We start from the raw sequence: 25,324 nt of genomic DNA, 5'->3' as shown, positions 1-25,324 counted from the left end.
GACACCACTTAGCGACATCGTCAACGTAAAGAGAGTGCCCAGCCTGATGGCCGACGCCCAGCCTACACCCATGTCTTCGGCAAAGCCTGCCGGCGCCACCGGCGTGCTCGTCCTCGCCAATGGCGACGTGATCTGGGGTCGCGGGTTCGGCGCGGAGGGCCAGGCGGTCGGCGAAGTGTGCTTCCACACCGCGATGACCGGCTATCAGGAGGTGCTGACCGATCCGTCCTTCGCCGGGCAGATGATCTGCTTCACCTTCCCGCATATTGGCAATGTCGGTGCGAACCCCGACGATATCGAGGCGGACGACCCGCACGCGCTCGGCATCATCGTCCGCGAGGACGTGACCGAGCCGTCGAGCTTCCGCGCGGTCGAGGGGCTCGATGGCTGGATGAAGCGGCATGCGCGGATCGGCCTGTCGGGGATCGACACGCGCGCGCTGACGCGGCGGATCCGCGTGGCGGGGGCGCCAAACGGGGTGATCGCGCATTCGGCGAACGGCGAGTTCGACGTGCCCGCGCTGCTCGCGATGGCGCAGGGCTGGCCGGGGTTAGAGGGCATGGACCTCGCCAAGGACGTGTCGACCGAGATGCATTATGGCTGGGGTGAGAAGGCGCCCGGCGGCACGTGGCGGCTGGGGTTTGGCTACGAATCTTCTTCCCCCCTCCCGCAAGCGGGAGGGGCCGGGGGTGGGCTCGCGCCATCCTCGACAGGTACCGGCGCGGTCGATCACGCTTCGACCGGCACCGCGGCAGGCGAGCGCGCGCCCACCCCCAACCCCCTCCCGCTTGCGGGAGGGGGGGACTCGAGGGAGGCCCGCCCGCATGTCGTCGCGATCGATTACGGGTCGAAGCGCAACATCTTCCGCAACCTCGTCGCGGCGGGCGCGAAGGTGTCCGTCGTGCCCGCCACTGCGAGCTTCGAGCAGGTGATGGCGCTCGCCCCCGACGGCATCTTCCTGTCGAACGGCCCTGGCGACCCCGCCGCGACCGGCGACTATGCGGTGCCGGTGATCCGCGAGCTGCTGGAGACGGGCAAGCCGCTGTTCGGCATCTGCCTCGGCCACCAGCTGCTCGGCCTCGCGGTCGGCGCGACCACGAACAAGATGTTCCAGGGCCACCGCGGCGCCAACCATCCGGTCAAGCGGCTGAGCGACGGCGCGGTCGAGATCACCAGCATGAACCATGGCTTCGCGGTCGAGCGCGACAGCCTGCCGGCCAACGTCCGCGAGACTCATGTGTCGCTGTTCGACGGGTCGAATGCGGGGCTCGAGCTGACCGACAAGCCCGCGTTCTCGGTGCAGTATCATCCCGAGGCGAGCCCGGGGCCACAGGATAGCTTGTACCTCTTCGAGCGGTTCGTTGGAATGTTAGGAGTCCAGTGATGGCAACAGTCCGGAAGTTCGAAGTAGAGCAGTTGGACAACGCCAGGCCCCATGACGAAGTGGAAATGGCTGTGGTTCGCCTAGTTAATTGCGGTCTCGAAAAATTCATTCAGATAGACACCTACGGGCGGGAAACGCGGGAGCAGCCAAGAAAGCTGTCCCAGACAACGCGGCTAGATAAGGCCGCTTTTGAGAAGCTCGTCGAACTTGGAAGCAAGCATTTCTAATGCCAAAACGCACCGACATCTCCTCGATCCTCGTCATCGGCGCAGGACCCATCGTCATCGGCCAGGCGTGCGAGTTCGATTATTCGGGCACGCAGGCGATCAAGGCGTTGAAGGAGGAGGGCTATCGCATCGTCCTCGTCAATTCGAACCCCGCCACGATCATGACCGATCCCGAGTTGGCCGACGCGACCTATGTCGAGCCGATCACCCCCGCGATCGTCGCCAAAATCATCGAGAAGGAGCGCCCTGACGCGATCCTGCCGACGATGGGCGGGCAGACCGCGCTGAACACCGCGCTCGCGCTGTTCCATGACGGCACGCTCGAGAAGTTCGGCGTGACGATGATCGGCGCGGATGCCGATGCGATCGACATGGCGGAGGACCGGCTGAAGTTCCGCGACGCGATGGACCGGATCGGCCTCGAGAGCGCGCGCTCGGTGATCGCACATACTGTTGAAGAAGCACTCGAAGGCCTTGAGAAGACGGGACTTCCGTCGATCATCCGGCCGAGCTTCACGATGGGGGGCTCTGGCGGCGGGATCGCGTATAATCGCGAGGAATTCATCGCGATCGTCCGCAACGGGCTCGACTTGTCGCCGACCACCGAGGTGCTGATCGAGGAATCGCTGCTCGGCTGGAAAGAGTATGAGATGGAGGTGGTGCGCGATCGCAACGACAACGCGATCATCATCTGCTCGATCGAGAATGTCGATCCGATGGGCGTCCACACCGGCGACTCGATCACGGTCGCGCCGGCGCTGACGCTGACCGACAAGGAATACCAGATCATGCGCAACGCATCGATCGCGGTGTTGCGTGAAATCGGTGTCGAAACAGGCGGTTCGAACGTCCAGTTCGCAGTCAATCCGAAGGACGGCCGGCTGATCGTCATCGAGATGAACCCGCGCGTGTCGCGCTCGTCGGCGCTGGCATCAAAGGCGACGGGCTTCCCGATCGCCAAGGTCGCGGCCAAGCTCGCGGTCGGCTACACGCTCGACGAGATCGAGAACGACATTACGGGGGCTACGCCCGCGAGCTTCGAGCCGACGATCGATTACGTCGTGACGAAGATCCCGCGCTTTGCGTTCGAGAAGTTCAAGGGCGCGTCGAGCACGCTGGGCACCGCGATGAAGTCGGTCGGGGAGGTGATGGCGATCGGCCGCAACATCCATGAATCGATGCAGAAGGCGTTGCGCGGGCTCGAGACCGGGCTGTCGGGCTTCAACCAGGTCGACCATCTCGTCGGCGCGCCGCGCGCGGAGATCGAGGCGGCGCTGGCGATGGCGACGCCGGACCGGTTGCTGGTGGCTGCACAGGCTCTGCGCGAAGGCTTCACGGTCGCCGAGGTGCATGCGATCGCCAAGTACGATCCGTGGTTCCTCGAGCGGATCGCCGAGATCATCGCGGCCGAGGCCGAGGTGATGAAGGACGGGCTGCCGATCGACGCGACGGGCATGCGCCGCCTGAAAAGCATGGGGTTCAGCGACAAGCGGCTCGCATGGCTGGCGCTGCAATCCGCCAATCTGCGCGGCATGAACCGCGGGATCGCGCGTGGTTCGGGCCTGATCCACGAGGTCGTCAAGGCGATGACCGGCGGCGTGACCGAGGAGGAGGTGCGCCAGCATCGCCTGAAGCTGGGCGTGCGGCCGGTGTTCAAGCGGATCGATACGTGCGCGGCTGAATTCGATGCGAAGACGCCGTATATGTATTCGACCTACGAGGCGCCGAGCTTCGGCGAGCCCGAGAACGAGTCCGAGCCGACCGACCGGAAGAAGATCGTCATTCTCGGCGGCGGGCCGAACCGGATCGGGCAGGGGATCGAGTTCGATTATTGCTGCTGCCACGCGTGCTTCGCGCTGGCGGATGCGGGCTATGAGACGATCATGGTCAACTGCAACCCGGAGACGGTGTCGACCGATTACGACACGTCGGACCGGCTGTATTTCGAGCCGCTGACCGCCGAGGACGTGCTGGAGATCCTGCATGTCGAGCAGCAAAACGGTACGCTGGTGGGCGTGATCGTGCAGTTCGGCGGGCAGACTCCGCTGAACCTTGCGCGGGCGCTTGAGGCTGCCGGCATTCCGATCCTCGGGACTACGCCGGATGCTATCGATCTGGCGGAGGACCGCGAGCGGTTCGCGGCGCTGATCACCAAGCTCGGGCTGCTTCAGCCGGCCAATGGCCTGGCGCGGAGCCGGGACGAGGCGGTCGCGGCGGCGGAGCGGATCGGGTATCCGGTGCTGATGCGGCCTTCGTATGTGTTGGGCGGCCGGGCGATGGAGATCGTCGATACGCTGGGGCAGCTCGAACATTATATCGCGACTGCGGTGCAGGTGTCGGGGGACTCGCCGGTGCTGATCGACCAGTATCTGCGCGATGCGATCGAGGTCGATGTCGATGCGATCTGCGACGGGACCGACGTGGTCGTTGCGGGCGTGTTGCAGCATATCGAGGAGGCGGGCGTCCATTCGGGTGACTCGGCGTGCTCGATCCCGCCTTACTCGCTGTCGGCGGAGATCATCGCCGAGATCGAGCGGCAGACGGTGGCGCTTGCGCATGCCCTGTCGGTGGTCGGACTGATGAACATCCAGTTCGCGGTGAAGGATGGCCTGGTCTACCTCATCGAGGTCAACCCGCGCGCATCGCGCACCGTGCCGTTCGTCGCCAAGGCGATCGGCGCGCCCATCGCCAAGATCGCTGCACGGGTGATGGCGGGCGAGAAGCTGGCGAACCTACCGAAGATCGACCGGCATATCGACTATTATGCGGTCAAGGAGGCGGTGTTCCCCTTCAACAAGTTCCCCGGTGTCGATCCGGTGTTGTCACCGGAAATGAAGTCGACCGGCGAAGTCATGGGAATCGATCCCGATTTCACGATTGCGTTCGCCAAGGCTCAGCTTGGCGCGGGGACGATCCTACCGACCAAGGGCAATGTCTTCGTCAGCGTGAAGGACGGCGACAAGGCGATGATCGTCGAGGCGGTGAAGGCGTTGGTCGACACCGGCTTCTCGATCGTCGCGACCGGCGGCACCGCGGATCATCTCGCGCTTGCCGGTCTGCCGGTCGAGAAGGTCAACAAGGTGGCCCAAGGTCGGCCGCATATCGTCGACCGGATCAAGGACGGCGATATCGCGCTGATCTTCAACACCACCGAGGGGTGGCAGAGCCTGAAGGACTCGCAGCCGATCCGTGCTTCGGCGCTGGGGCAACGCATTCCGTACTTCACGACGGCACCGGCTTCGCTCGAGGCGGCGAAGGCGATTGCCAAGCTTTCGACGCACAGCCTTGAAGTACGGCCCCTGCAATCCTATTATTCGCAGTCGCACAACTGATCCCGACATGAGCGTGATGTGTGGGCGGGGCCGTTATGGCGCCCCGCACGGGGAAATGAATTTGGGGACGAGATGATGGCGACCGTCGAAAAGATGCCGATGCTGCAGGAAGGCTATGAGACGCTCAGCGCGGATCTCAAGCGCCTGAAGGCCGAACGTCCGACGATCGTCGACGCGATCGAGGAGGCGCGCGCGCATGGCGACCTGAGCGAGAACGCGGAATATCATGCCGCGAAGGAGCGTCAGGGCCAGGTCGAGGCATCGATCTCCGACATCGAGGACAAGCTGTCCCGCGCGCAGATCATCGACCCGAAGGATTTGTCGGGCGACAAGGTCGTGTTCGGCGCGACGGTGACGTTGCTCGACGAGAACGACAAGCCGGTGAAGTATCAGATCGTCGGCCAGACCGAGGCGAATGCCAAGACCGGGCGGATCTCGTACAACTCGCCGCTCGGGCGTGGGCTGATCGGGCGGAAGCTCGACGAAGAGGTCGAGGTTACGGTGCCGGCCGGCGAGCGCTATTACGTCGTCTCCAAGATCGAGTTCATCTGACCCCATGACGTTTTTCGAGACGCGGGCGACGGCGATCATCACGATCGTGACGGTCATCGTCTCGGGGTTTCTGGTCCTGAGCGGGTCGCTCGGGTATTGGGCGGTGAACGCCGGGTTCATCCCGTTGCGGATGACCGATATCGGTATTCCCAGCGACCATATGTTTATCGTGCCGTCCTGGGCGACGCCGCTGACCGCGACGTTGATCCATGGCGGCTGGGCGCATATCGCGCTGAACCTCGTGATGCTGGTGTATTGCGGGCAGTTCGTCGAGCGGGCGCTGGGGACGGTCGGGTTGGTCGTGCTGTACGTGCTGGGCGCGTATGCGGCGGCGGCGGGGCATTGGGCGTTCGGGCCTGAGTCCACTGCGCCGATGATTGGTGCTTCGGGTGCGATTTCGGCGGTCGTTGGGGCTTATGCGCTGTTGTATGGCGAGCGGCGGGCGCAGGCGATCGGGCCGGTGCCGGCTGGGGTCGTGCATGTGGTGTGGCTGGCGGCGGCGTGGATCGGGATCCAGTTGCTGATGGGGCTGGCCGGGTTTGGCGCTTCGGTCGGGGCTAGCGGGCCGATTGCGATTGGCGCGCATATCGGTGGGTTCCTGGCGGGGCTGGTGTTGGCCCGGCCGTTGTTGCTCTGGCATTACCGGGCGGCTTGATTCCCCATACCGTTCGTCCTGAGTAGCTGCTTAGCTTGTCGAAGCGGCGTATCGAAGGATGGGTTGGCACTCGGGGCCTGTGCTTCGATACGAGCCCTCGATACGGCTCTTCGAGCCTACTCGGTCTCTACTCAGCACGAACGGGTGGAGGGAAGGTCGCGCTTGTGCGCCTTGGTCGGCTGTGCCGGCGTATCTCTACCCTCTTTGGGCGGGGGGGCAGCGCGTGAACGGAATTCGTCCGTCAACAAGCCAGCGCAACGGGTGCCGGGAGCACTGCTGGGCGTGCCCTCACCTATCGCCGCCTTCGGCGTCTCTCCCTCTCCCAACGGGAGAGGGAAGGGGCCCGCGGCTTCTTTGCAGTGGGAAGGGTGAGGGCAAGTTGTTTTGAGCTACGCCAGTTTCGCTGGGTCTTGAGCACCAGCTAAAGTCGACGAAGGCAGATGTGCTGTCGCTCAACATCGTCATCCCCGCGAAGGCGGGGATCCATAGCCTATATCGTTTGCGAGCAAGTCGCGACGTCAGCCAATATGGGTTCCCGCCTCCGCGGGAATGACGGTCGGTACTCGGTTCAGGCCGCGGTCGAACCAGACAGGTTAGGCTCGAGCATCCGGTGCAGATGCACCACGACGAACTTCATCTCCGCATCGTCCACGGTCCGCTGCGCTGCAGCACGCCAAGCCTTTTCGGCACTGGCATAATCCGGGAAAACGCCGACGAATTCGATCTTGCTCAGATCGTTGAAATTCAGGGTGCGCGGGTCGCTGACGCGGCCGCCGAATACGAGGTGGAGCTTGCTCATGCGCTGCTTGTCCTTGGGAGGGAGGTTGCAGATGCCCTAGCGTGTTCGACCCGCGCTTTGAACCCTTAGCGGTCTCTATTTAGACAGCTGGCTTTTGCGAAACGGCCTTCGCACCTGCAGTACCCGCGGTGGTCAGCGCCTTGACGACGCCTTCGAGCAAACCCTTGGCCTGGCCGCGTGCATTGTCCTTGGTGAGGCCGAGTTCGCCGAGTTCCGATTGGCCCGCAGCCTTGGCGGCGGCGGTGGCGGCAACGACGGTCTCGCTGAGACGCTTGCCGACCGGCGCGAGCAATTCCTTCTCGCGTGCCGAACGCGGGATCAGCGCGCCGGCGAGCGCACCGACGGCGAGGCCGCCGACCAGAATGCCGAGCGGGTTGGATTCAAGGTTGTTGACGACGCGCTTGGTCTTTTCGCGCGAGACTTCAAGAACCTCGGAAGCCTTGTCGCCAGCGTCGTGATAGACCTTCGATGCGGTCTCGCGGGCGGTGTCGAGACCTTCGCGGAGACGGCTCTCGGTCTCGCGGTCGGCTTCGTTGGCGGTGGTCTTTGCGTCGGTCATGGAAATGTCCTTCTGGTGGCAAGCTGCTCGCCGTTCAATTCAATGGGGGTTCAACGCGAGCCGGGACTTTAAGGTTTCAATGCGGTGACCGCAGTCAGCGCCCGCGGCGGAAGAGTCCGACGATCCGGTGCCGCGCGAGAAACAGCCCGGCGACCGCAGCGAAGCCGGCGGTGGGGCCCGGATTACGCTTCACCGTCTCGACGCTCGCGGTCAGCGCGGCGGTGCCGGCATCGGCGACGTCGCGGCTGGCGTTGAGCGCGAGCCGACGCGGATTGAGCCGGTCCTGGAGCTGCCCAACGGTCATCATGACGCGCTGGCGGGCGAGGGCAGCTTCGATCTCTGCGGCGGCGACTTTGGCGGATGTCATGATACGGGCTCGCTTTTAGTCTGAAGCTTCGACTTGCCGATCATCGCCAGGATGCCGGCCAGCGCCAGCACCGCAACGACGACGATCACGGTCGACCATCCAGGCCCTACCAGCGTTGCCAGCGTCAAGATCGCACCGACCAGCAGTGCGATCAGCGCGGCCAGCGCCAGCACGCCGGCGACTGCGAAGAACATCGCCGCGGACTTGTACGCGCTGGCCGTCTCGCCGAACTTCGCCTTGTAGACAGCGACTTCCGCGGTCGCGAGACTCTTCGTCTCGGTCGCCAGCCGACCGACGATCGACGAAAGGCTCTCGTCTTCGCCGGTCAGCATCACGGGATCGGACAAGGCGTCAGGCCTTCGGGTTGGCGTCGACGCCCGACTGGACCAGTCGCGCGATGACGAAACCGATGGCCGATGCTGCGCCGACTGCGATCGCCGGCGACTTCCGTACGAGTTCACGGGCGTCGTCGACCAACTCGTCGATGTCCTTCGCCTTCACTTGGTCGGCGAAACCCGAGACGCTGTCGGCAGCGCTGCGGGCATAGCCACCGTATTGCGAGCCGAGCTTCTCGTCGACCTGGCCGGCGGCGTCGTTGAGAAGCTGCGCGATCTGCTCGAGCGCGCCGCTTGCACGGGCCTTGCCGTCCTCGGCGAAGGTGCGCGCCTTGTCGGCGGCCTGCGCGCTGTACTTGCTCGCGCCTTCCTTGATCGCCTGCTTGGCGTCGGCGGTCTTGGCCGAGAGATCGCTGGTGCCGTTGTCGCCCATCTTGTTATCGATCGTCTTGCTCACCTCGGTACCAACCTCGTTCGCGGTCGTTTTCAGGTCTTTGACGGTATCGTTTACGCTGGAGTCGGCCATGACGGTCCCTTTCAGAATTGTTACGCCCTCAACACCGCCGCCGGAGCACGGTTCCCGAACCGTCGCGCGATTGCACGACACTGTTCTCGGGTGTCCGCGCGATTGCCCGCAATGGCGCGAGACGGTAGAGGCGGCGCGAACGACCCGGCACCGGGATTTGTAGGAGCATCGTTACGTGACCGCAATCATCGACCTTCATGCACGCCAGATCCTCGACAGCCGCGGCAATCCGACCGTCGAGGTCGACGTGCTGCTCGAAGACGGCAGCTTCGGCCGTGCCGCCGTGCCGTCGGGCGCGTCGACCGGCGCGCACGAGGCGGTCGAGCGGCGCGACGGCGACAAGTCTCGCTGGGGTGGCAAGGGCGTCGATGGCGCGGTCGACGCGGTCAATGACGAGATCACCGACACCGTGCTCGGCATGGACGCGGAGGACCAGTCCGACCTCGATCGCGCGATGATCGAACTCGACGGCACCGAGAACAAGGGCCGGCTGGGCGCGAACGCGATCCTGGGCGTCAGCCTCGCGGTCGCCAAGGCCGCGGCCGAAGCGCGTGGCCTGCCGCTGTACCGCTATGTCGGCGGCGTGCAGGCACATCTGCTGCCGGTGCCGATGATGAACATCATCAACGGCGGCGAGCATGCCGACAACCCGATCGATTTCCAGGAGTTCATGGTCGTGCCGGTCGGCGCGTCGAACATCCTCGAGGCGGTCCGCTGCGGCTCGGAGATCTTCCATACGCTGAAGAAGGGCCTGAGCGAGAAGGGCCTGTCGACCAGCGTCGGCGACGAGGGTGGCTTCGCGCCAAACATCGGCAGCACGACCGAAGCGCTCGACTTCATCATGTCGAGCATCGAGAAGGCTGGGTACAAGCCCGGCGAGGACGTGATGCTCGCGCTCGATTGCGCGGCGACCGAGTTCTACAAGAACGGCAAGTACGACATCTCGGGCGAGGGCCGGATCCTCGAGAGTGGCGAGATGGCGGAGTATCTTGCGGACCTCACGCGGCGTTACCCGATCTTCTCGATCGAGGACGGCATGGGCGAGGACGATTGGGAGGGCTGGAAGACGCTCACCGACCTGATCGGCGACAAGGTCCAGCTGGTCGGCGACGATCTGTTCGTGACCAACCCGAAGCGCTTGAAGCGCGGGATCGAGGGCGGCTATGCGAACTCGCTGCTGGTGAAGGTCAACCAGATCGGCACGCTGACCGAGACGCTCGAGGCGGTGTCGATGGCCCAGCGCGCGAAGTATACCGCGGTGATGTCGCATCGCTCGGGCGAGACCGAGGATTCGACGATCGCCGATCTGGCGGTCGCGACCAACTGCGGTCAGATCAAGACGGGCAGCCTTGCGCGGTCGGACCGGTTGGCGAAGTACAACCAGCTGATCCGGATCGAGGAAGAGCTGGGCGACGCCGCGCGCTATGCGGGCCGCGACATCCTGATCGGCGGCTGATTGACCCACCCCATCCGTCATGCCGGGCTTGTTCCGGCATCCACGGTCCCGCATATCGAGAGACTCGAGTGTGCGGAGCGGTGGACCCCGGAACAAGTCCGGGGTGACGGAGAACTACCGGAGGACGAGCATGGCACGCGTGACGACGAAGACCAGCAAGCTGCGGAAGACGATGCGCAAGGCCGCGTGGCCGGCGTTGGGGCTGACGCTGATGGCGTTCTTCGGCGCGTATGCCGTGCTCGGACCGAACGGGATGTTCGCCTATGGCGACTATAAGCGCCAGCTTGCGAAGCGCGAGCAGGACTATGCCGCGCTCGATCGCAAGCGCGAGGTGCTGAAAAACCGGGTCGCGTTGCTAAACCCGGATCATGCCAATCCGGACATGGTCGACGAGATGGTCCGAAAGGAACTGAACGTGGCGCATCCGGACGAGGTGATCGTCCCGCTCGGTAATTGACGACGGCTTACCACCACTGCGCATAGGACGGGCACGGGAATACCGTTTGTGGCCCGGAACGGCGTGAACGGGGTCGCCATACGCGAACCGCCTCGTAATTCGCCTGGCGCTTGAGGGCGATGCAATAGCGCCACGGCCGGCGGAGGGGGGCCCCGGTCCTCAGTACGTCATAGTCGCGTTTGGAGATGCGAATATCGTCGCGCTCACCCTCCGATCCGATCGATAGGAAGGGCGTCGCCTTGGCAAGGCCCACCGCGTGGATGGGGAAAATGGTGGTGACGACCGGCTCGTCGGATCGCCAGAAAAGGGCGACGTCGACCATTCGATAGGCGACCGTCGCGCCGACGATCACGCCAAAGACAAAGCCGATCGTCGCCATCAGACAGCGGACCACCCAAGGTCGCGCCTTCGCTTTGTGGCGGCCGACCGCGCCTTCGACCACACCGATCACGATGCCGGTCCGAAGCCCCGCCATACCGCCGAGCACGCTGATCGCGGTGACGAACCAGATGTTGATGGGTGAGACGACGATCGTCGAGGTGGCGTTGATCGTGACGACCCAGCCGAGGAAAGCCGCAACGGAAACACCAATGGCGGCTCGATAGGCTTGGCGTGTCGGCAAGACGCGACGAGGCGCGCGAGTTTGGTACGAGAGGGCCACGCGGATGTCGTAGCTGGGAAACTGTAAACAAGTTAATTGAGCGCGACCGAGGCTGGTTTCCGACCCTCGTTCCCGGTTCCACCCTAATCCAGGGTTACTGGCGAGCGCCAGAACCCTGGATCAGTACGATGTGGAGACCCGGAAAGCGTTACTTGCCCAGGAACGTCAGCAGATCGTTGGTAAAGCGATCGCTCTCCGTGATCGTCAGGCCGTGCGGTGCACCATCATATTCGACGAGCTGCGAGCCGGCGATGCCCTTGGCTGCGGCGCGCCCGGTGGCGTCGATCGGCACTGTCTTGTCGCTCGTCCCGTGCACGATGAGTGTCGGCACGCGGAACGCGGCCAAGTCACCGCGGAAGTCGGTGTGGCCGAACGCCTCCGCACAGCGCAGCGTCGGATGCAGACCTGCCTGCATCGCCAGACTCCAGGCCCAGTCGACGACCTCGTCGCTGACCGGCGAGGTGATGAACCCGACGCCGAGGAACTGCTGGAGGAAGGTCTTGAAGAACGCCGGGCGGTCGTCTTCGATGCCGGCGCCGATGCTCGCCAACGTCTCCGCGTCGACGCCATCGGGATTGTCGTCGGTCTTGAGCATGTACGGCACCACCGACGCGATCAGCCCGGCGGCGACCACGCCCTTGCCGTCGTAGCGGCTCATGTAGCGCGCGATCTCGCCACCACCCATCGAGAAGCCGACGATCGTCGCGTCGGTGTTCGCGCCGGTCGCTTCCATCACGTCGGCGAGATCGTCGGTGAGCGTGTCGTAGTCGTAGCCACTCCAGGGCTGGCCCGAGCGACCGAACCCGCGACGGTCATAGGCGATCGCGCGGAAACCGGCCTGTGCGAGCGCCATCGCCTGCGCGTCCCAGCTGTCGGCGTTGAGCGGCCAGCCATGCGTGAGGATCACCGGGCGGCCGGTGCCCCAGTCCTTGACGTAGATATCTGTACCGTCACGGGTTTTTATATAGGGCATCGGTGTCTCCAGTCGGTCGAAACAGGTGCGCAATCAACGGCTCAGCCTGGGCGCCGTTCCGCGCACTGGCGCAGCGGCGCTTCGACTGGCAGCATGGCGTCACGAATCGGAATTGGAGACGAGATGCGGATCGGACTTCTGGCCACGGTGGCGGCGGCTGCGCTGACGCTGAGCGCGTGCGGGCCTGCACAGACTACCTCGAACACACAGGCTGCGGCACCTGCGCCGACCCCTGCTGCGAAGAACGACTGGGCCGGGTTCCGCGACGGCTTCATCGATGGCTGGTTCAAGATCGATCCGGCCAACGCGGTCTATCAGGGCAAGCACGAGTATGATGGCGGGCTCGGCGATTGGAGTGCTGCGGGGCTGAAGCGACAGGCGGACTTCCTGCACGCCGCGATCGACAAGGCGGGGGCGTTCAAGGATTTGAAGCCTGCCGAGGCGTTCGAGCGCGATTATCTGGTGCAGGTAGCCAAGGGCAAGTTGTTCTGGCTCGAGGATGCCGACCAACCGCATCATAACCCCGCCTGGTATGTGAGCGCGGGGCTCGATCCGAACACGTATATCGCGCGCAACTATGCCGATGCGCCGACGCGGATGAAGGCGCTGACCGCGTTTTTCCAGAAGATCCCGGCGGCGGCGGGCAACATCAAGGCGAACCTGAAGGCCCCGATGCCGCTGAGCTATGTCAATTACGGGACGGCGGCGTTCAACGGTTTTGCCGACTATTATGCGGGCGACGCGGTGAAGGCATTCGCAAGCGTCAAGGATGCGGCGGCGCAGAAGCAGCTGACCGATGCGGCGAAGGCGGCAGCGGCGGCGATGCGCGATCTGGGGACGTGGACCGAGGGCCAGCGTGCCACCGCGACGCAGGATTTTGCGCTCGGGGCGGACAAGTTCTCGCGGATGGTGGCGATGACCGAGGGCGTCGATACGCCGCTCGACCAACTGGAGGCGGCGGGTGTTGCCGATCTGAAACGCAACCAGACGGCGCTGGCGCAGGCGTGCGGGGTGTTCGCCAAGGGGCTGTCGATCACGGCGTGCATGGACAAGATGAACGCGAACAAGCCGGTCGGCGGCCCGGTCGCGGAGGCGCGGCGGCAGATCCCGACCTTGCGCAAGTTTGTGGTCGATCACGACCTGCTGACGATTCCGGGGACCGAGCAGGCGCTGGTCGAGGAATCGCCGCCGTACAACCGGCAGAACTCGGCCTATATCGATCCGCCGGGGCCGTTCGAGAAGGGCGTGCCGTCGATCTACTACATCTCGCCGCCCGATCCGAGCTGGAGCAAGGCGGTGCAGGACGCGTTCGTGCCGGGCAAGAACGACCTGCTGTTCACGTCGGTGCACGAGGTGATGCCGGGGCATTTCGTCCAGTTCCTGCATGCGAACCGCTCGCCGTCGCTCTTCGGGCGGTTGTTCGTGGGATATGCGTTCGCCGAGGGGTGGGCGCATTATGCCGAGGAGATGATGTTCGAGGCTGGGCTGAATAACGGTGATCCCGAGACGCATGTCGGGCAGATCTCTAACGCTCTGCTGCGCGATTGCCGGTACCTGTCCGCGATCCGCATGCACGCGAAGGGGATGACGCAGGAGCAGTCGTTCCGGATGTTCGTCGACGAATGTTACCAGGACGAGGGGAATGCGAAGCAGCAGGCGGCGCGTGGGACGTATGATCCGGCGTATCTGAACTACACGATGGGCAAGCTGATGATCCGCAAGCTGCGCAGCGACTGGACCGCGACGCGGGGCGGCCGGAAGGCTTGGAAGGCGTTCCACGACCAGCTCCTGAGTTTTGGCGGGCCGCCGATTCCGCTGGTTAGGGCCGCGATGCTGGGGGAGGCTAAGGCGAGCGCGGCGTTTTGAGTTGAGGGCTGATCCTCCCCGGAACGGGGAGGGGGACCAGCGAAGCTGGTGGAGGGGGCTTTCCCCGCGAGATAAGGTTGTGGATGCTCCAGGTTGAGGTCTGCTAAAGCGGTTGCCGAGTTCGCTCTTCGAGGCGGTACGCTCCGGGTGATCCCCCTCCACCCCCGCTCTGCGAGCGGCGGTCCCCCTCCCCGTGCCGGGGAGGATGGGTGTCCCCGCGAAGGCGGGGACCCAGACCGGGCACCCGCCTTCGCGGGTGAACAATCATCCTTCGGCTCCCCTGCGGTGAGAGGGAGTAGGTCACCGCGCCTGGGACGCTGGTTGCACGTCCTGCGTTTCCTCGCTCGGCGGGTTGCGGATCGAGGGACGGAGTCGGCTCAGGCTGCATAGGCCTGCCACCAGCGCGAGACCTGCGGCAACCAAAGGCGGGGTCATGCCGGCACCTACGCCCATGGCCAGCAGCGCGGCGACCAAGGTGGCGCCGGTCGTCTGGCCGACCAGCCGGACGGTCGAGACGAGGCCACCCGCCGCCGCCGCCCGCTCCCTCGGCGCACTCCCGATGATCAACCGCGCATTCGGCGCCATGAACATCCCGAACCCAGACCCGCACAACGCCATCCGCCACGCGATATCGAAATACCCCGGATCCGCCGGCATGTAGGCGAGCAACAGCAGCGCGCAGATCGAGACGCTCATCCCGATCCCGCCGAGCAGCCCCGCCGGATACCGATCCGACAACCACCCCGACAGCGGCGCCACGACCATGTTCGCCAGCGGCCACGGCGCGATTGCCGCGCCGACTTCGGCGGCCGAGAACCCATACGCATGCGTCAACCGGAACGGCGTCGACAGCAACAACGTCATCTGCGCGATGAACGCGGTGTACGCACCGATCGCCGACAGCGCGAGCACCGGCCGGGCGAGCAGATCGATCGGCAGGATCGGCTTGGTCTCGCCCTGTTCGCGCTTCACGAAGAACCAGCCGATCACCGCGCCGGTCAATACGATCGCGGCCGAGACGATCGGACTGTCGCCGTGGACCGCGCTCTCCGCGCCGCCGATCACGAGCCCGATCATCGCCGCGCACATCACCGCGCCAAGCACGTCGAACGGCTCGTCACGCCGGTGCGGCTCGGGCAGCGCGCGGCCAAGTAGCAGCGACGCGATCGCGAACGGCACCGCGCTCGCGAACACCCAGGGCCACGGTGCGATCGCGAGCACCAGTCCGCCGATCGTCGGAGCCAGCGCCGCCGAACTCGACACCACGACCGAGTTGATCCCGAGCCCGCGGCCAAGCTGCTTGGTCGGATAGATCGAGCGGATCAGCGCCGACGAGACGCTGAGCGCCGCCGCTGCGCCCAACGCTTGCGCCGCGCGGACGACGAGCAGGAACGGCAGGCTCTTCGCGAAGAAAAATAGCAGCGTCGCGACCGTGAACAGCAGCTGGCCATATTGGTACATCCGCTTCAGCCCGATCCGGTCGCCGAGTCCCGAGAACGGGAGCAGCGCCATCGCCAGGATCAGCTGGTACACCGTGACCACGGTCACCACCGCGCTGCTGCCGACGTTCAGGTCGCGCGCGATCGTCGGCAGCGCGACCGTGGCGATGCCGCCGTCGATGATCGTCAGCGCCGTTCCCGCCGAAATCGCGGCGATCGCCATGAAGCGGCGGGGCTTGGGCAGGCCGTCGGCGGCCGATATCTGGTCCGGTTGCATTGCGGACCGCGATAGACCCCGGCATGTATCGCGCCAAGCAAATCAGGGAGATACGGTGATGCGGGTTCTGGCTTCGATGCTTGCGGCGACGATATTGAGCGGGACGACCGGGCTTGCAGGCGGCGCCGCGCTTGCCCAAGTCGCACCGATGACGAAAACCGACACTGCCGCCGACCCCTACATCTGGTTAGAGGACAAGGACGGCGCGAAGCCGCTCGCCTGGGTCGAGGCGGAGAATGCGAAGACGCTCCCGCGGCTCCAGAACGATCCGCGCTACAAGACATTCTACGCCGAGGCACTGGCGATCGCGTCGGCCAAGGATCGCATCCCGATGCCGAGCCAGATGTTCGGGCGGATCTACAATTTCTGGCGCGATGCCGATCATCCGCACGGGCTTTGGCGCTGGACCAGCGCGGCGGATTACGCATCGGCGACGCCTAAGTGGACGACCGCGCTCGATCTGGATGCGCTTGGCAAGGCCGAGGGTAAGCAATGGGTCTGGAAGGGCTCGACCTGCCTCGAGCCCGAGCAGCGGCTGTGCCTGGTCGCGCTGTCCGAGGGCGGCGAGGATGCGGTGACGTATCGAGAGTTCGATCTGCAGACCGGTGCGTTCGTCGCGAACGGCTTCATGCTGCCCAAGTCGAAGCAGGATGCGACCTGGGTCGACAAGGATACGCTGCTGGTCGCGCGCGACTGGGGCGCGGGGACGACGACCCAGTCGGGCTATGCGTTCGTGATGAAGCAGCTGAAGCGCGGCCAGCCGCTCGACGCTGCAACCGAGGTCTATCGTGGCGCCGCGACCGATCAGGGCGGCACCGCGGCGAACGTGCTGACCGACGAGAAGGGCAACCGCCTGATCGTGATCCAGCGCCGCAAGACGTTCTTCGGCGCGGACAAGCTGGTATGGACGCCGGCGGGTGCGCGACCGCTTGCATTGCCCGACCGGACCTTCCCGGCAGGCATGATCGACGGCCAGGTGATCTTCTCGACCAGCGACCCGTGGGGCAAGATTCCCGAAGGCGCGATCGCGTCGGCACCGCTCGCCGAGGTGGAAAAGGGGGCGATCAACCCGACGATCGTGTTCGCGCCGGGACCGCGCCAGTCGGTCGACGGCATGGGGCTGACGAAATCGAAGCTGGTGCTGGTCGTCTCGGACAATGTACGGGGCCGCGCGTCGGTCTATTCGCATGGCGCGAGCGGCTGGACCGCCAAGCCGATCGCGCTGCCCGACAATGCCTCGATCGATGTGGCGAGTACGACCGATCGCAGCGACGACGCCTATCTGACGGTGACGGGGTTCCTGACGCCCACCTCGCTCTATTCGCTCGATGCGGCCTCTTCCGCTGCGCCGAAGCCAATCAAGACTCTGCCGCCGAAGTTCGACGCGTCGAACGACGTCGTCGAGCAGTTCGAGGCGATCTCCACCGACGGGACGAAAGTGCCGTATTTCGTGGTTCACAAGAAGGGCATCGCGCTCGACGGGACCACGCCGACGATCATGACCGCCTATGGGGGGTTCGAAGTGTCGATGACGCCGAGCTATTCGGGGAGCACCGGCAAGCTGTGGCTGGAGCGCGGCGGCAGTTATGTGCTCGCCAACATCCGTGGCGGCGGCGAGTTCGGGCCCAAGTGGCATGACGCCGGGCGGAAAACCAAGCGGCAGGTGATCTACGACGACTTCGCCGCGGTGGCGAAGGACCTGTTCGCGCGGAAACTGACGAGCCCGGCCAAGCTCGGCATCTACGGTGGGTCGAATGGCGGGCTGCTGATGGGGGTCGAGTTCAACCAGCATCCCGACCTGTGGAAGGCAGTGACGATCCAGGTGCCGCTGCTCGACATGATTCGCTACGAGGGGATCGCCGCAGGGGCGTCGTGGGTCGACGAATATGGCTCGGTCAGCGTGCCCGAGGAGAAGGCGTTTCTCGAAAAGATCTCGCCGTATCAGAACATCAGGAAGGGCGTCGCGTATCCGGAGCCGTATATCTGGACGACCACCAAGGACGACCGCGTCGGGCCGCAACATGCGCGCAAGTTCGCGGCGCGGCTGAAGGAGTACGGCCTGCCGTATCTCTACTACGAGGATACCGCGGGCGGTCATTCGGGCGATGCGGACATCGAGCAGGGGGCCCGGTTGCAGGCACTGCAGATGACCTACTTCACGCAGAAGCTCGTCGGGCCGGCAAAGTAGGGATGGGGCCAGAAGGTTCTGCAATCCTCCCCCGCCAGGGGGAGGTGGCAGGCGTCAGCCTGACGGAGGGGGAGGGCGCGACCACCTGCGTTCCGTGTCCTCCCCCTCCGTCACCTCCGGCGACACCTCCCCCTGGCGGGGGAGGATCAAGCCATCAGCGGCAGCGGACCTGGTTGTTGCTCTGCTCAACCGCACGCCCGGCAAGGCCACCCGCGGCCGCGCCCAGTAGCGAACCGACGATCCGCGAACGGCCACCGTCGATCACGTTGCCGAGGATGCCACCACCGGCCGCACCGATGATCAGCCCGGTCGTGCCGTCGTTGCGCTTGCAGTAATAACGGCCATCCTGCCCCGCATAGACGCGGTCGTTGGTCGCCAGCGTGCGCTCCTGGTAGTTCGGACCCGCACGGTAATAGCGCGAGGGATCGTAATTGCCCTCGTCGCGCTCGTCCGGATACGCCTCCTGATAGCCGCCGCTGCGATCGGGCGCGGTACGATAGCCGGTCTGCGGCGGATAACCGCCGCGATTGCCGCGGACCGACTGGTAGCGATCGAATTCCGTGCGGAAGATCTCCAGTTCGCTGTCGAGCCGCGCCTGCGCGGCGGCAAAGCGAGCGTCGTCGGCCTGCGACTGCGCGAGCGCCGGTGTGGCAACGGAAAGGCACGTCGCCGCAATCACCGCAGCCGTACCGAAGAAACGCTTCATGATCCAAATCCTCGTCAAAGGGTCACATGCAGTGACGGACGGCGGCACCACGCCACCGCCCGCCTGTCGCCGACGCACCATAGTACGCGCCGGCTCGGCTTACATCAGCGGCAAATCTGCACGCGGCGATGGTTGCGCCATTCGGTGCGGCAACGGCGATTGTTGTTCCAGTTGCGACGATCGTTGCCACGGCCGCGATAGCGCCGGTCGTCATGGCGATCGCCACGATGATCGTTGCCGCGGAAATCGCGCCGATCGCCACGATGGTCCCCGCGGTGATCCCCATGATGATCGTTGTCGCGATACTGCTGGCTATGCCCGCGATCGCGCTGCGCCTCGGCAGGAGCGGCGGCACCGAGGCCGAGCGTTGCGAAGGCCAACCCGGCCGCGATGAGATGCGTAAACTTCATGAGATGTCCTCTCGAACCCGACGATCGGGATGCGCCGTTGATACGGCTGTCGAGAGGCATGGTTCCTGAACGAGGTTGTCGGCTGCGGTACAGGTTCGGGGCGAAGCTTGAGGATAAGCCCCGGTCACCAAAGCGTAAAGTGTCAAGCGACGGTTGACATGCGTATTTCGGAAGTTCTATCGTTCAGGATGCTCATCGAAAGCATCCGTCACAAGGCGCTACGGTCTTCCGCAGAGACGGGGCGACCGAGGGGCCTGCCGGGTAACCTCGTGGTTCGTCTGCGAAACATGCTGGCGTATATCGGCGCGATCGAGACCGCGGACGAACTGACGGCACCACCGAATTTCGGTGCACACCGCCCTGCCGGTGATCGTGCCGATCAACGGTCGCTGACGGTGACGAAGAACTGGCGGATGACGTTTCGGATCAACGACGCAGGCGGCGTCGAGGATCTCGATCTGGAGGATTATCACTGATGGCGATCAAATTGCACGCGAGCTTTGCGGTTCATCCGGGTGCATGGTTGCGCGCGGAAATCGTCGCGCCGCATGGCCTGAGCGTGACGGACACCGCTGCCAAACTGCGTGTGACGCGGCAGGCGATGAGCAATCTCCTCGGCGGCAGGGCCGGTTTGTCGGCGGAAATGGCGATCCGCTTCGAGAAGGCGTTCGGCTTGCAGGCGGATACGCTGATGCGGATGCAGGCGACGTATGATCTGGCACAGGCGCGTGTGCGAGAGGGTGAGATCGAGGTTGAACGAGTAGCGGCTTAAGCGTTCGGTCTTTTTTGCATTAAACGGCAGGCCATTTCGACCGAGCCCCATCGAGTTGCGAACGTATCGGATATTTCCAGCCAACCGCCGTGCTCACCCTGTCCGTGATTCTCGCCCATGCATGAGCATTGGCATTCATGCGCTTTCGCGTCCCAACATTGCCGTGCACAAACTTCCTGCTCTCGATAAGGCTGAATGACATATACGCTGCCGTGTTTATCGATCATCTGTTTGACGAGGTCGTTAAACCAGCTTGAGGGGACTTCCCAAAACCGCTCATGGGGGAACCAGTTCGGAATCGTATGGCGTCCGGATCTAAGCCAGTATTGGGTGCGGCCCATCCACAAAGCATCGTTTTGGATATAGGGAACTCGTACTCGCAGCTTGCCGATTTCCCGCCGAAGCAAGACTGGTACGCTCTGCTGGTTCCAAACGCGTTTCAGTCGTGAATCGTCTTCCATTTGCTCACCCCAGCGTGACGAAGCTATCCATTACCCGCTTTCGTCCCGACTGTTCGAAGTCGATTTCCAGCTTGTTGCCTTCGATTTCGGCGATCGTGCCGTAGCCGAACTTCTGGTGGAACACGCGCATACCGAGCGACAGGTCGTCGCGGCCTTTATTGCCGAGGCTGATCGCGCTGGCGCGGCTTTCGACGACGCGGGCGGGTTTGGCGGTGAAGGTGCTTCCCGTTCCCGCGGCACGCTGCCAGCCCGGGCCGCGGCCGGTGCCGCGCGCGACGTCGGCGAAAGGATCGGCGCGATCGGACCAGTTGGCTTGCCAGAGACTTGCGCCGCCCGACATCGTGGTTTCCGAGTCGATATGCTCAGGCGGGAGTTCGGCGACGAAGCGCGAGGGGATCGACGAGTTCCACTGGCCGTAGATGCGGCGGTTGGCGGCGTGGAGGATCACGGCCAGACGTCGGGCGCGGGTGATCGCGACATAGGCGAGGCGGCGTTCCTCCTCGAGGCTCTTCACGCCGCCCTCGTCGAGCGAGCGCTGCGACGGGAACAGGCCTTCCTCCCAGCCGACCAGGAACACCGTGTCGTATTCGAGGCCCTTCGCGGCGTGGATGGTCATGATCGTGACCTGCGGGTCCTGCGCGCCGCCTTCGTTGTCCATCACGAGCGAGACGTGTTCGAGGAACGCGCCGAGCGAGTCGTATTCCTCCATCGCGCGGACGAGTTCGCTGAGGTTTTCAAGCCGCCCGGTGGCCTCGACCGATTTCTCGGCCTGGTACATCGCGGTGTAGCCGCTCTCGTCGAGCAACTGTCGCGCGAGTTCGGCGTGCGGCAGGCTGGTCGCCATGTCGCGCCAGCGGGCGATATCGCCGACCAGCCGGCCGAGCGACTTTTTCGCAGCGCCGGTCAGTTCGTCGGTGTCGAGGATGCGCGCGGCGGCGGTGGTCAGCGGCGTGCCGGTGGCGCGCGCGAGCTGGTGGATGCGCGCGACCGCCTTGTCGCCGAGACCGCGCTTGGGGACGTTGACGATGCGTTCGAAGGCGAGGTCGTCCGCCGGCTGGTTGACGACGCGCAGATAGGCGAGCGCATCGCGGATTTCGGCGCGTTCGTAGAAGCGGAAGCCGCCGACGATCTTGTACGGCATGCCGATCGCGATGAAGCGGTCCTCGAACTCGCGCGTCTGGTGCTGCGCGCGGACCAGGATCGCGACCTCGTCGAGCGACTTGCCCGAGCGGCGGACGATGTCGATCTCCTCGCCGACGCGGCGCGCTTCCTCCGGGCCGTCCCAGACGCCGATGACCTTGACCTTTTCGCCGACGTCGCGCTCAGTCCACAGCTGCTTGCCCAGCCGCCCGCCATTGTTCGCGATCACGCCCGATGCGGCGCCGAGGATGTGCGGCGTGCTGCGGTAATTCTGTTCGAGGCGGATGACCTTCGCGCCCGGAAAATCGCGCTCGAACTTCAGGATGTTCTCGACCTGCGCGCCGCGCCACGAATAGATCGACTGGTCGTCGTCGCCGACGCAGGCGATGTTCTTGCGCTCCTGCGCTAGCAGCCGCAGCCAGAGATATTGCGACGAGTTGGTGTCCTGATACTCGTCGACCATGATGTATTTGAAGCGCTGCTGATACTGCGCCAGCACATCGCGGTGCGTCTTCAGAATGACGAGCATGTGGAGCAGCAGATCGCCGAAATCGCACGCGTTCAGCGCGATCAGCCGGGTCTGGTATTGCTGGTACAACTCGCCGCCGCGGCCGTTGGCGTAGCGTTCGGATTCGCCCGCATCGATATCGGCGGGGACGAGCCCCTTGTTCTTCCACTGGTCGATCAGCCCGGCGAGGCTGCGCGTCGGAAAGCGCTTCTCGTCGATGTCCGCGGCGAGAATGAGTTGCTTCAGCAGCCGCAGCTGGTCGTCGGTATCGAGGATCGTGAAGTTCGATTGCAGCCCGACGAGCTCGGCGTGGCGACGCAGCATCTTCGCGGCGATCGCGTGGAACGTGCCGAGCCACGGCATCCCCTCGACCGCATCGCCGACGAGCCGGCCGACCCGCTCGCGCATCTCGCGCGCGGCCTTGTTGGTGAAGGTGACGCTCAGGATTTCCGACGGCCACGCCTTCCTGGTGAAGATCAGGTGCGCGAGCCGGGCGGTGAGCGCCGCAGTCTTGCCGGTACCCGCGCCGGCGATGATCAGGACGGGGCCATCGGTGGTCAGCACCGCCTCGCGCTGCGGCGGATTGAGACCGCGGAGATAGGGAGGCTCTGCTTGCGGCGCGGACGTTTGGGCGATCTGGTTCACCGGTGAACAGGTAGGGAACGGGGGGCGATCGGGCAACCTTTGAAACGTCGCTGAACCGTCGCGCGGACGTCACGAAGCACGTCTAGGGGATGCGCAGCGACGAGGTTCGTCGTCGGAGATGCCGCAACCAGAAAGGCGTCCCGACGCACTGGCGCCGTCGCCCGCAGGCCGGGGCCTGCGGACCGCAGGACCAATCGAGGAACATCATCATGAAGCTTTTCATCAGCGTCGCTTCGGCGGCGATCGTCGGCGCGTGCCTGTTCTCGGCGGGCGCATCGGCCAGTTCCGTGCGCGAACCGGTGTCGGTGCGCGTATCGCGAGCCGGACTCGACCTCACCAGCGACGCCGGACGAACCGCGTTCCAGCGCCGGTTGCGCTCGGCGATCGCCAGCGCCTGCCAGCCGCGTACCGGTGGCCTCGACGCGCTCGCCGATTCGCACCAGTGTCGCAAGGAGATGACCACGGATGCGAGCGTGAAGCTGGCCGCGTTGCTGAATAGCGGGACGCAGCTCGCCAGCATCGACGCGGTGCGCTGAACTAGCGCGCTGATCGGGGAAGGACGTCGGTTTTTATTGATCCTCCCCCGCAAGGGGGAGGTGGCTGGCGCATGCCAGACGGAGGGGGAGGTAAGCGACACGTCGGTTGTGTGTCCTCCCCCTCCGTCACCTCCGGTGCCACCTCCCCCTGGCGGGGAGGATGGTTAAGGCGGCTCCCAAATCAGGCCGAGCCATCGCTTGATCTGCATCTGTCATAAGATTGTCATCGTAAGGGCCGACTGCACATTCCCATGGCAACCTCCACATTTGCACCCGACGCGCTAACGGCTGATTCGAGCGCTGCGGCGTCGGCACCGCACACTGGTCCCAGGCTCGACCATGCGCTGCACCCGGCGGGGCGCTGGCTGTTCCTCGCCGTGCTGATCGGTGGGCTCGCCTATGCCGGGTTCAGCATCGCCTTCGACACCGCGCAGGTCGGCGAGAGCCTGGCGGGCGGCGCCTTCGCGTTCCTCGCGCTCGCGCTGCTGATCGCGCTCGGGTTCGAGTTCGTGAACGGCTTCCACGATACCGCCAATGCGGTCGCCACCGTCATCTACACGCATTCGATGCCCGCGCCGCTTGCGGTCGTGTGGTCGGGGTTCTTCAACTTCCTTGGCGTGATGTTGTCGTCGGGCGCAGTGGCGTATTCGATCGTCACGCTACTGCCGGTCGACCTGATCCTCAACGTCGGTAGCGTCGGCGGGTTCGCGATGATCTTCGCGCTGCTGCTCGCGGCGATCGTGTGGAACCTCGCGACCTGGGCGGTCGGGCTGCCCAATTCGTCGAGCCATGCGCTGATCGGCTCGATCCTTGGCGTCGGGCTCGCCAATCAGCTCATCAGCGGCGGCGGGGCGGACGGTACGTCCGGCGTCGATATGGCGCAGGTCTGGAAGGTTCTTTCCGCGCTCGCGTTCAGCCCGATCGTCGGGTTCGTCGGCGCGCTGTTGCTGCTGCTCGTGATGAAGCGCTTCCTGCGCGACAAGGCGCTGTACGAGGCCCCCGAGGGCCAGACGCCGCCGCCACGCGGCATCCGCGCGCTGCTGATCGGCACGTGCACCGCGGTCAGCTTCGCGCATGGCAGCAACGACGGGCAGAAGGGGATGGGGCTGATCATGCTCATCCTGATCGGCTGCGCGCCGACTGCCTATGCGCTCAACCGGACGATGCCCGAGAGCGCGACGCCGGCGTTCGTCCAGACCGCGCAGGCGGCGTCGGCGGCGTACCGCGCGCATGCCGATGGCGCACCGACCGACGTCGGCGCGGCGCGCGCGCAGGTCACGCAGGCGCTGAAGAGCAAGCATGTCGCGGACCCGGTCGTCTATGGCGCGCTCGCGACGTTGTCGGACGACGTGTCGAGCCGGATCGCGGGCTATGGGTCGCTCGGGAAAGTGCCCGCCGCGGCGACGCCGAACTTGCGCAACGACATGTATCTGGTGCTCGATACCACCAAGCTGATCGCCGCCGACAAGGCCGCGCAGGGTCGGTTTACCGCGCAGGAGATCACCACGCTCAAGAGCTATGATAGCGGGCTCGAGCAGGGCACGCGCTATATCCCGACCTGGGTGAAGGTGACCGTCGCGCTGGCGCTCGGGCTGGGCACGATGGTCGGGTGGAAGCGGATCGTCGTCACGGTGGGCGAGCGGATCGGCAAGACGCATCTGACCTATGGCATGGGCGCATCGGCCGAGCTGGTCGCGGCGTCGACGATCCTGCTGGCGGTGAACTTCGGGATGCCGGTGTCGACCACGCATATCCTGTCGTCCGGCGTCGCGGGTGCGAGCGTTGCCAATGGCGCCGGACTGCAGCGGCGCACGGTGATGAACATGGCGCTGGCGTGGGTGATGACGCTGCCGGTGGCGATGCTGTTGTCGGGCGGACTGTACTGGCTGCTGCTGACGCTGGCGCATACGCTGGGGTATTGAGCGTTCTAAAATCCTCCCCTGTGAGGGGAGGTGGCTGGCTCTTGCCAGACGGAGGGGTGCCGCCCCTCAACTTGGGGCGGATACCCCTCCGTCAGTCCCTCCGGGACTGCCACCTCCCCCGATGGGGGAGGATCGAGTTCGGCGGAACCCCTAGCCCGCCCTACGGGTTGC

The 25,324-nt window shown here is 65.1% G+C and carries 25 protein-coding genes; 13 read left to right on the top strand and 12 right to left on the bottom strand.

Translation table 11 applies throughout. The features are described from left to right. The first annotated feature begins 46 nt into the window (after positions 1-46). The 5 genes from SPHN_RS05190 (at position 47) to SPHN_RS05170 (ending at position 6,150) form a co-directional block, all read left to right on the top strand. Positions 47-1,384 (top strand): carbamoyl phosphate synthase small subunit, encoded by a 1,338-nt coding sequence (locus SPHN_RS05190; protein ID WP_248521735.1) that lies wholly within the window; start codon positions 47-49, stop codon positions 1,382-1,384. Next, the gene (locus SPHN_RS05185; RefSeq protein ID WP_248521733.1) at positions 1,384-1,611 is read left to right on the top strand and encodes a hypothetical protein; all 228 of its coding nucleotides are present in this window, start codon (positions 1,384-1,386) and stop codon (positions 1,609-1,611) included. The genes SPHN_RS05190 and SPHN_RS05185 overlap by 1 nt, the downstream gene beginning before the upstream one ends. Further along, the gene (gene carB / locus SPHN_RS05180) at positions 1,611-4,943 is read left to right on the top strand and encodes a carbamoyl-phosphate synthase large subunit (RefSeq protein ID WP_248521731.1); all 3,333 of its coding nucleotides are present in this window, start codon (positions 1,611-1,613) and stop codon (positions 4,941-4,943) included. Before SPHN_RS05185 ends, carB begins: the two co-directional genes overlap by 1 nt. Before the next feature lie 75 nt (positions 4,944-5,018). After that, entirely contained in the window at positions 5,019-5,495 is a 477-nt protein-coding gene (greA, locus tag SPHN_RS05175) for a transcription elongation factor GreA (protein ID WP_056052861.1), read from the top strand. Between the two features lie 4 nt (positions 5,496-5,499). Continuing rightward, positions 5,500-6,150 carry a rhomboid family intramembrane serine protease gene (locus SPHN_RS05170; RefSeq protein WP_248521729.1) on the top strand — a complete coding sequence of 217 codons (651 nt, stop codon included), beginning with the start codon at positions 5,500-5,502 and terminating at the stop codon, positions 6,148-6,150. A gap of 568 nt (positions 6,151-6,718) precedes the next feature. Here SPHN_RS05170 and SPHN_RS05165 read toward each other — a convergent pair. The 5 genes from SPHN_RS05165 to SPHN_RS05145 all read right to left on the bottom strand — a co-directional run bounded on the left by SPHN_RS05165 (position 6,719) and on the right by SPHN_RS05145 (position 8,736). After that, entirely contained in the window at positions 6,719-6,949 is a 231-nt protein-coding gene (locus SPHN_RS05165) for a DUF4170 domain-containing protein (RefSeq protein ID WP_248521727.1), read from the bottom strand. 79 nt (positions 6,950-7,028) lie between these two features. Continuing rightward, the gene (locus SPHN_RS05160; protein ID WP_248521725.1) at positions 7,029-7,508 is read right to left on the bottom strand and encodes a hypothetical protein; all 480 of its coding nucleotides are present in this window, start codon (positions 7,506-7,508) and stop codon (positions 7,029-7,031) included. A gap of 94 nt (positions 7,509-7,602) precedes the next feature. Then, positions 7,603-7,875, bottom strand: a complete 273-nt coding sequence (locus tag SPHN_RS05155) for a phosphatase (RefSeq protein WP_248521723.1) — start codon at positions 7,873-7,875, stop codon at positions 7,603-7,605. Then, positions 7,872-8,222 (bottom strand): phage holin family protein, encoded by a 351-nt coding sequence (locus tag SPHN_RS05150; protein ID WP_248521721.1) that lies wholly within the window; start codon positions 8,220-8,222, stop codon positions 7,872-7,874. Before SPHN_RS05150 ends, SPHN_RS05155 begins: the two co-directional genes overlap by 4 nt. Before the next feature lie 4 nt (positions 8,223-8,226). Beyond that, positions 8,227-8,736, bottom strand: coding sequence for a hypothetical protein (locus SPHN_RS05145; protein WP_248521719.1), 510 nt, complete (start codon positions 8,734-8,736; stop codon positions 8,227-8,229). A 175-nt stretch (positions 8,737-8,911) separates the two neighbouring features. On the opposite strand from SPHN_RS05145, the gene eno reads away from it, so the two are divergent. Both eno and SPHN_RS05135 read left to right on the top strand, forming a co-directional pair. Further along, positions 8,912-10,192, top strand: a complete 1,281-nt coding sequence (gene eno, locus SPHN_RS05140; protein WP_248521717.1) for a phosphopyruvate hydratase — start codon at positions 8,912-8,914, stop codon at positions 10,190-10,192. A 130-nt stretch (positions 10,193-10,322) separates the two neighbouring features. Then, on the top strand, positions 10,323-10,649 hold the full coding sequence (locus tag SPHN_RS05135; RefSeq protein WP_055878455.1) for an FtsB family cell division protein: 327 nt from the start codon (positions 10,323-10,325) through the stop codon (positions 10,647-10,649). Positions 10,650-10,656: 7 nt separating this feature from the next. On the opposite strand, the gene SPHN_RS05130 is transcribed toward SPHN_RS05135, so the two are convergent. Both SPHN_RS05130 and SPHN_RS05125 read right to left on the bottom strand, forming a co-directional pair. Next, the gene (locus tag SPHN_RS05130; RefSeq protein ID WP_248521715.1) at positions 10,657-11,310 is read right to left on the bottom strand and encodes a hypothetical protein; all 654 of its coding nucleotides are present in this window, start codon (positions 11,308-11,310) and stop codon (positions 10,657-10,659) included. A 148-nt stretch (positions 11,311-11,458) separates the two neighbouring features. Beyond that, positions 11,459-12,283, bottom strand: a complete 825-nt coding sequence (locus SPHN_RS05125; RefSeq protein ID WP_248521713.1) for an alpha/beta fold hydrolase — start codon at positions 12,281-12,283, stop codon at positions 11,459-11,461. 123 nt (positions 12,284-12,406) lie between these two features. On the opposite strand from SPHN_RS05125, the gene SPHN_RS05120 reads away from it, so the two are divergent. Continuing rightward, entirely contained in the window at positions 12,407-14,149 is a 1,743-nt protein-coding gene (locus SPHN_RS05120) for a DUF885 domain-containing protein (RefSeq protein ID WP_248521712.1), read from the top strand. A 300-nt stretch (positions 14,150-14,449) separates the two neighbouring features. On the opposite strand, the gene SPHN_RS05115 is transcribed toward SPHN_RS05120, so the two are convergent. Then, the gene (locus SPHN_RS05115; protein ID WP_248521711.1) at positions 14,450-15,865 is read right to left on the bottom strand and encodes an MFS transporter; all 1,416 of its coding nucleotides are present in this window, start codon (positions 15,863-15,865) and stop codon (positions 14,450-14,452) included. 58 nt (positions 15,866-15,923) lie between these two features. Between SPHN_RS05115 and SPHN_RS05110 the strand changes: the two genes are divergently transcribed. Next, complete coding sequence (locus tag SPHN_RS05110) at positions 15,924-18,053, top strand: prolyl oligopeptidase family serine peptidase (RefSeq protein ID WP_248521710.1); 2,130 nt, start codon at positions 15,924-15,926, stop codon at positions 18,051-18,053. A gap of 154 nt (positions 18,054-18,207) precedes the next feature. Here SPHN_RS05110 and SPHN_RS05105 read toward each other — a convergent pair whose 3' ends face one another. Next, positions 18,208-18,759 (bottom strand): glycine zipper 2TM domain-containing protein, encoded by a 552-nt coding sequence (locus tag SPHN_RS05105; protein WP_248521709.1) that lies wholly within the window; start codon positions 18,757-18,759, stop codon positions 18,208-18,210. Positions 18,760-18,863: 104 nt separating this feature from the next. Beyond that, the gene (locus SPHN_RS05100; protein ID WP_248521708.1) at positions 18,864-19,169 is read right to left on the bottom strand and encodes a hypothetical protein; all 306 of its coding nucleotides are present in this window, start codon (positions 19,167-19,169) and stop codon (positions 18,864-18,866) included. Positions 19,170-19,327: 158 nt separating this feature from the next. Here SPHN_RS05100 and SPHN_RS05095 point away from each other — a divergent pair, with 158 nt between their 5' ends. Next, a complete protein-coding gene (locus SPHN_RS05095; protein ID WP_349238466.1) occupies positions 19,328-19,645 on the top strand; it encodes a type II toxin-antitoxin system RelE/ParE family toxin in 318 nt (105 codons plus the stop codon). Then, positions 19,645-19,941, top strand: coding sequence for a HigA family addiction module antitoxin (locus SPHN_RS05090; protein ID WP_248521707.1), 297 nt, complete (start codon positions 19,645-19,647; stop codon positions 19,939-19,941). The genes SPHN_RS05095 and SPHN_RS05090 overlap by 1 nt, the downstream gene beginning before the upstream one ends. Here SPHN_RS05090 and SPHN_RS05085 read toward each other — a convergent pair. Together SPHN_RS05085 and SPHN_RS05080 are read right to left on the bottom strand one after the other, a co-directional pair. Next, a complete protein-coding gene (locus SPHN_RS05085) occupies positions 19,938-20,402 on the bottom strand; it encodes a hypothetical protein (protein WP_248521706.1) in 465 nt (154 codons plus the stop codon). The genes SPHN_RS05090 and SPHN_RS05085 overlap by 4 nt on opposite strands. A gap of 4 nt (positions 20,403-20,406) precedes the next feature. Next, positions 20,407-22,686 (bottom strand): ATP-dependent helicase, encoded by a 2,280-nt coding sequence (locus SPHN_RS05080; RefSeq protein WP_248522379.1) that lies wholly within the window; start codon positions 22,684-22,686, stop codon positions 20,407-20,409. A gap of 218 nt (positions 22,687-22,904) precedes the next feature. On the opposite strand from SPHN_RS05080, the gene SPHN_RS05075 reads away from it, so the two are divergent. Further along, positions 22,905-23,231, top strand: coding sequence for a UrcA family protein (locus SPHN_RS05075; RefSeq protein WP_248521705.1), 327 nt, complete (start codon positions 22,905-22,907; stop codon positions 23,229-23,231). A gap of 251 nt (positions 23,232-23,482) precedes the next feature. After that, a complete protein-coding gene (locus SPHN_RS05070) occupies positions 23,483-25,153 on the top strand; it encodes an inorganic phosphate transporter (RefSeq protein WP_248521704.1) in 1,671 nt (556 codons plus the stop codon). Positions 25,154-25,324: the final 171 nt, after the last annotated feature.

Origin of the sequence: Sphingomonas faeni (assembly GCF_023195535.1) — a bacterium.
Classification (GTDB): Bacteria; Pseudomonadota; Alphaproteobacteria; order Sphingomonadales; family Sphingomonadaceae; genus Sphingomonas; species Sphingomonas faeni_B.
The sequence above is the reverse complement of the archived record's forward strand: the minus strand, read 5'-3'. Positions and strand labels throughout refer to the sequence as shown.

Excerpts from the sequence above, each read along its gene's own strand:
- SPHN_RS05190 (WP_248521735.1), top strand. The coding sequence starts at position 47 with ATGGCCGACGCCCAGCCTACACCCATGTCTTCGGCAAAGCCTGCCGGC.
- SPHN_RS05185 (WP_248521733.1), top strand. The coding sequence starts at position 1,384 with ATGGCAACAGTCCGGAAGTTCGAAGTAGAGCAGTTGGACAACGCCAGG.
- carB (WP_248521731.1), top strand. The coding sequence starts at position 1,611 with ATGCCAAAACGCACCGACATCTCCTCGATCCTCGTCATCGGCGCAGGA.
- greA (WP_056052861.1), top strand. The coding sequence starts at position 5,019 with ATGGCGACCGTCGAAAAGATGCCGATGCTGCAGGAAGGCTATGAGACG.
- SPHN_RS05170 (WP_248521729.1), top strand. The coding sequence starts at position 5,500 with ATGACGTTTTTCGAGACGCGGGCGACGGCGATCATCACGATCGTGACG.
- SPHN_RS05165 (WP_248521727.1), bottom strand. The coding sequence starts at position 6,949 with ATGAGCAAGCTCCACCTCGTATTCGGCGGCCGCGTCAGCGACCCGCGC.
- SPHN_RS05160 (WP_248521725.1), bottom strand. The coding sequence starts at position 7,508 with ATGACCGACGCAAAGACCACCGCCAACGAAGCCGACCGCGAGACCGAG.
- SPHN_RS05155 (WP_248521723.1), bottom strand. The coding sequence starts at position 7,875 with ATGACATCCGCCAAAGTCGCCGCCGCAGAGATCGAAGCTGCCCTCGCC.
- SPHN_RS05145 (WP_248521719.1), bottom strand. The coding sequence starts at position 8,736 with ATGGCCGACTCCAGCGTAAACGATACCGTCAAAGACCTGAAAACGACC.
- SPHN_RS05135 (WP_055878455.1), top strand. The coding sequence starts at position 10,323 with ATGGCACGCGTGACGACGAAGACCAGCAAGCTGCGGAAGACGATGCGC.
- SPHN_RS05125 (WP_248521713.1), bottom strand. The coding sequence starts at position 12,283 with ATGCCCTATATAAAAACCCGTGACGGTACAGATATCTACGTCAAGGAC.
- SPHN_RS05120 (WP_248521712.1), top strand. The coding sequence starts at position 12,407 with ATGCGGATCGGACTTCTGGCCACGGTGGCGGCGGCTGCGCTGACGCTG.
- SPHN_RS05115 (WP_248521711.1), bottom strand. The coding sequence starts at position 15,865 with ATGCAACCGGACCAGATATCGGCCGCCGACGGCCTGCCCAAGCCCCGC.
- SPHN_RS05110 (WP_248521710.1), top strand. The coding sequence starts at position 15,924 with ATGCGGGTTCTGGCTTCGATGCTTGCGGCGACGATATTGAGCGGGACG.
- SPHN_RS05105 (WP_248521709.1), bottom strand. The coding sequence starts at position 18,759 with ATGAAGCGTTTCTTCGGTACGGCTGCGGTGATTGCGGCGACGTGCCTT.
- SPHN_RS05100 (WP_248521708.1), bottom strand. The coding sequence starts at position 19,169 with ATGAAGTTTACGCATCTCATCGCGGCCGGGTTGGCCTTCGCAACGCTC.
- SPHN_RS05095 (WP_349238466.1), top strand. The coding sequence starts at position 19,328 with ATGCGTATTTCGGAAGTTCTATCGTTCAGGATGCTCATCGAAAGCATC.
- SPHN_RS05090 (WP_248521707.1), top strand. The coding sequence starts at position 19,645 with ATGGCGATCAAATTGCACGCGAGCTTTGCGGTTCATCCGGGTGCATGG.
- SPHN_RS05085 (WP_248521706.1), bottom strand. The coding sequence starts at position 20,402 with ATGGAAGACGATTCACGACTGAAACGCGTTTGGAACCAGCAGAGCGTA.
- SPHN_RS05075 (WP_248521705.1), top strand. The coding sequence starts at position 22,905 with ATGAAGCTTTTCATCAGCGTCGCTTCGGCGGCGATCGTCGGCGCGTGC.
- SPHN_RS05070 (WP_248521704.1), top strand. The coding sequence starts at position 23,483 with ATGGCAACCTCCACATTTGCACCCGACGCGCTAACGGCTGATTCGAGC.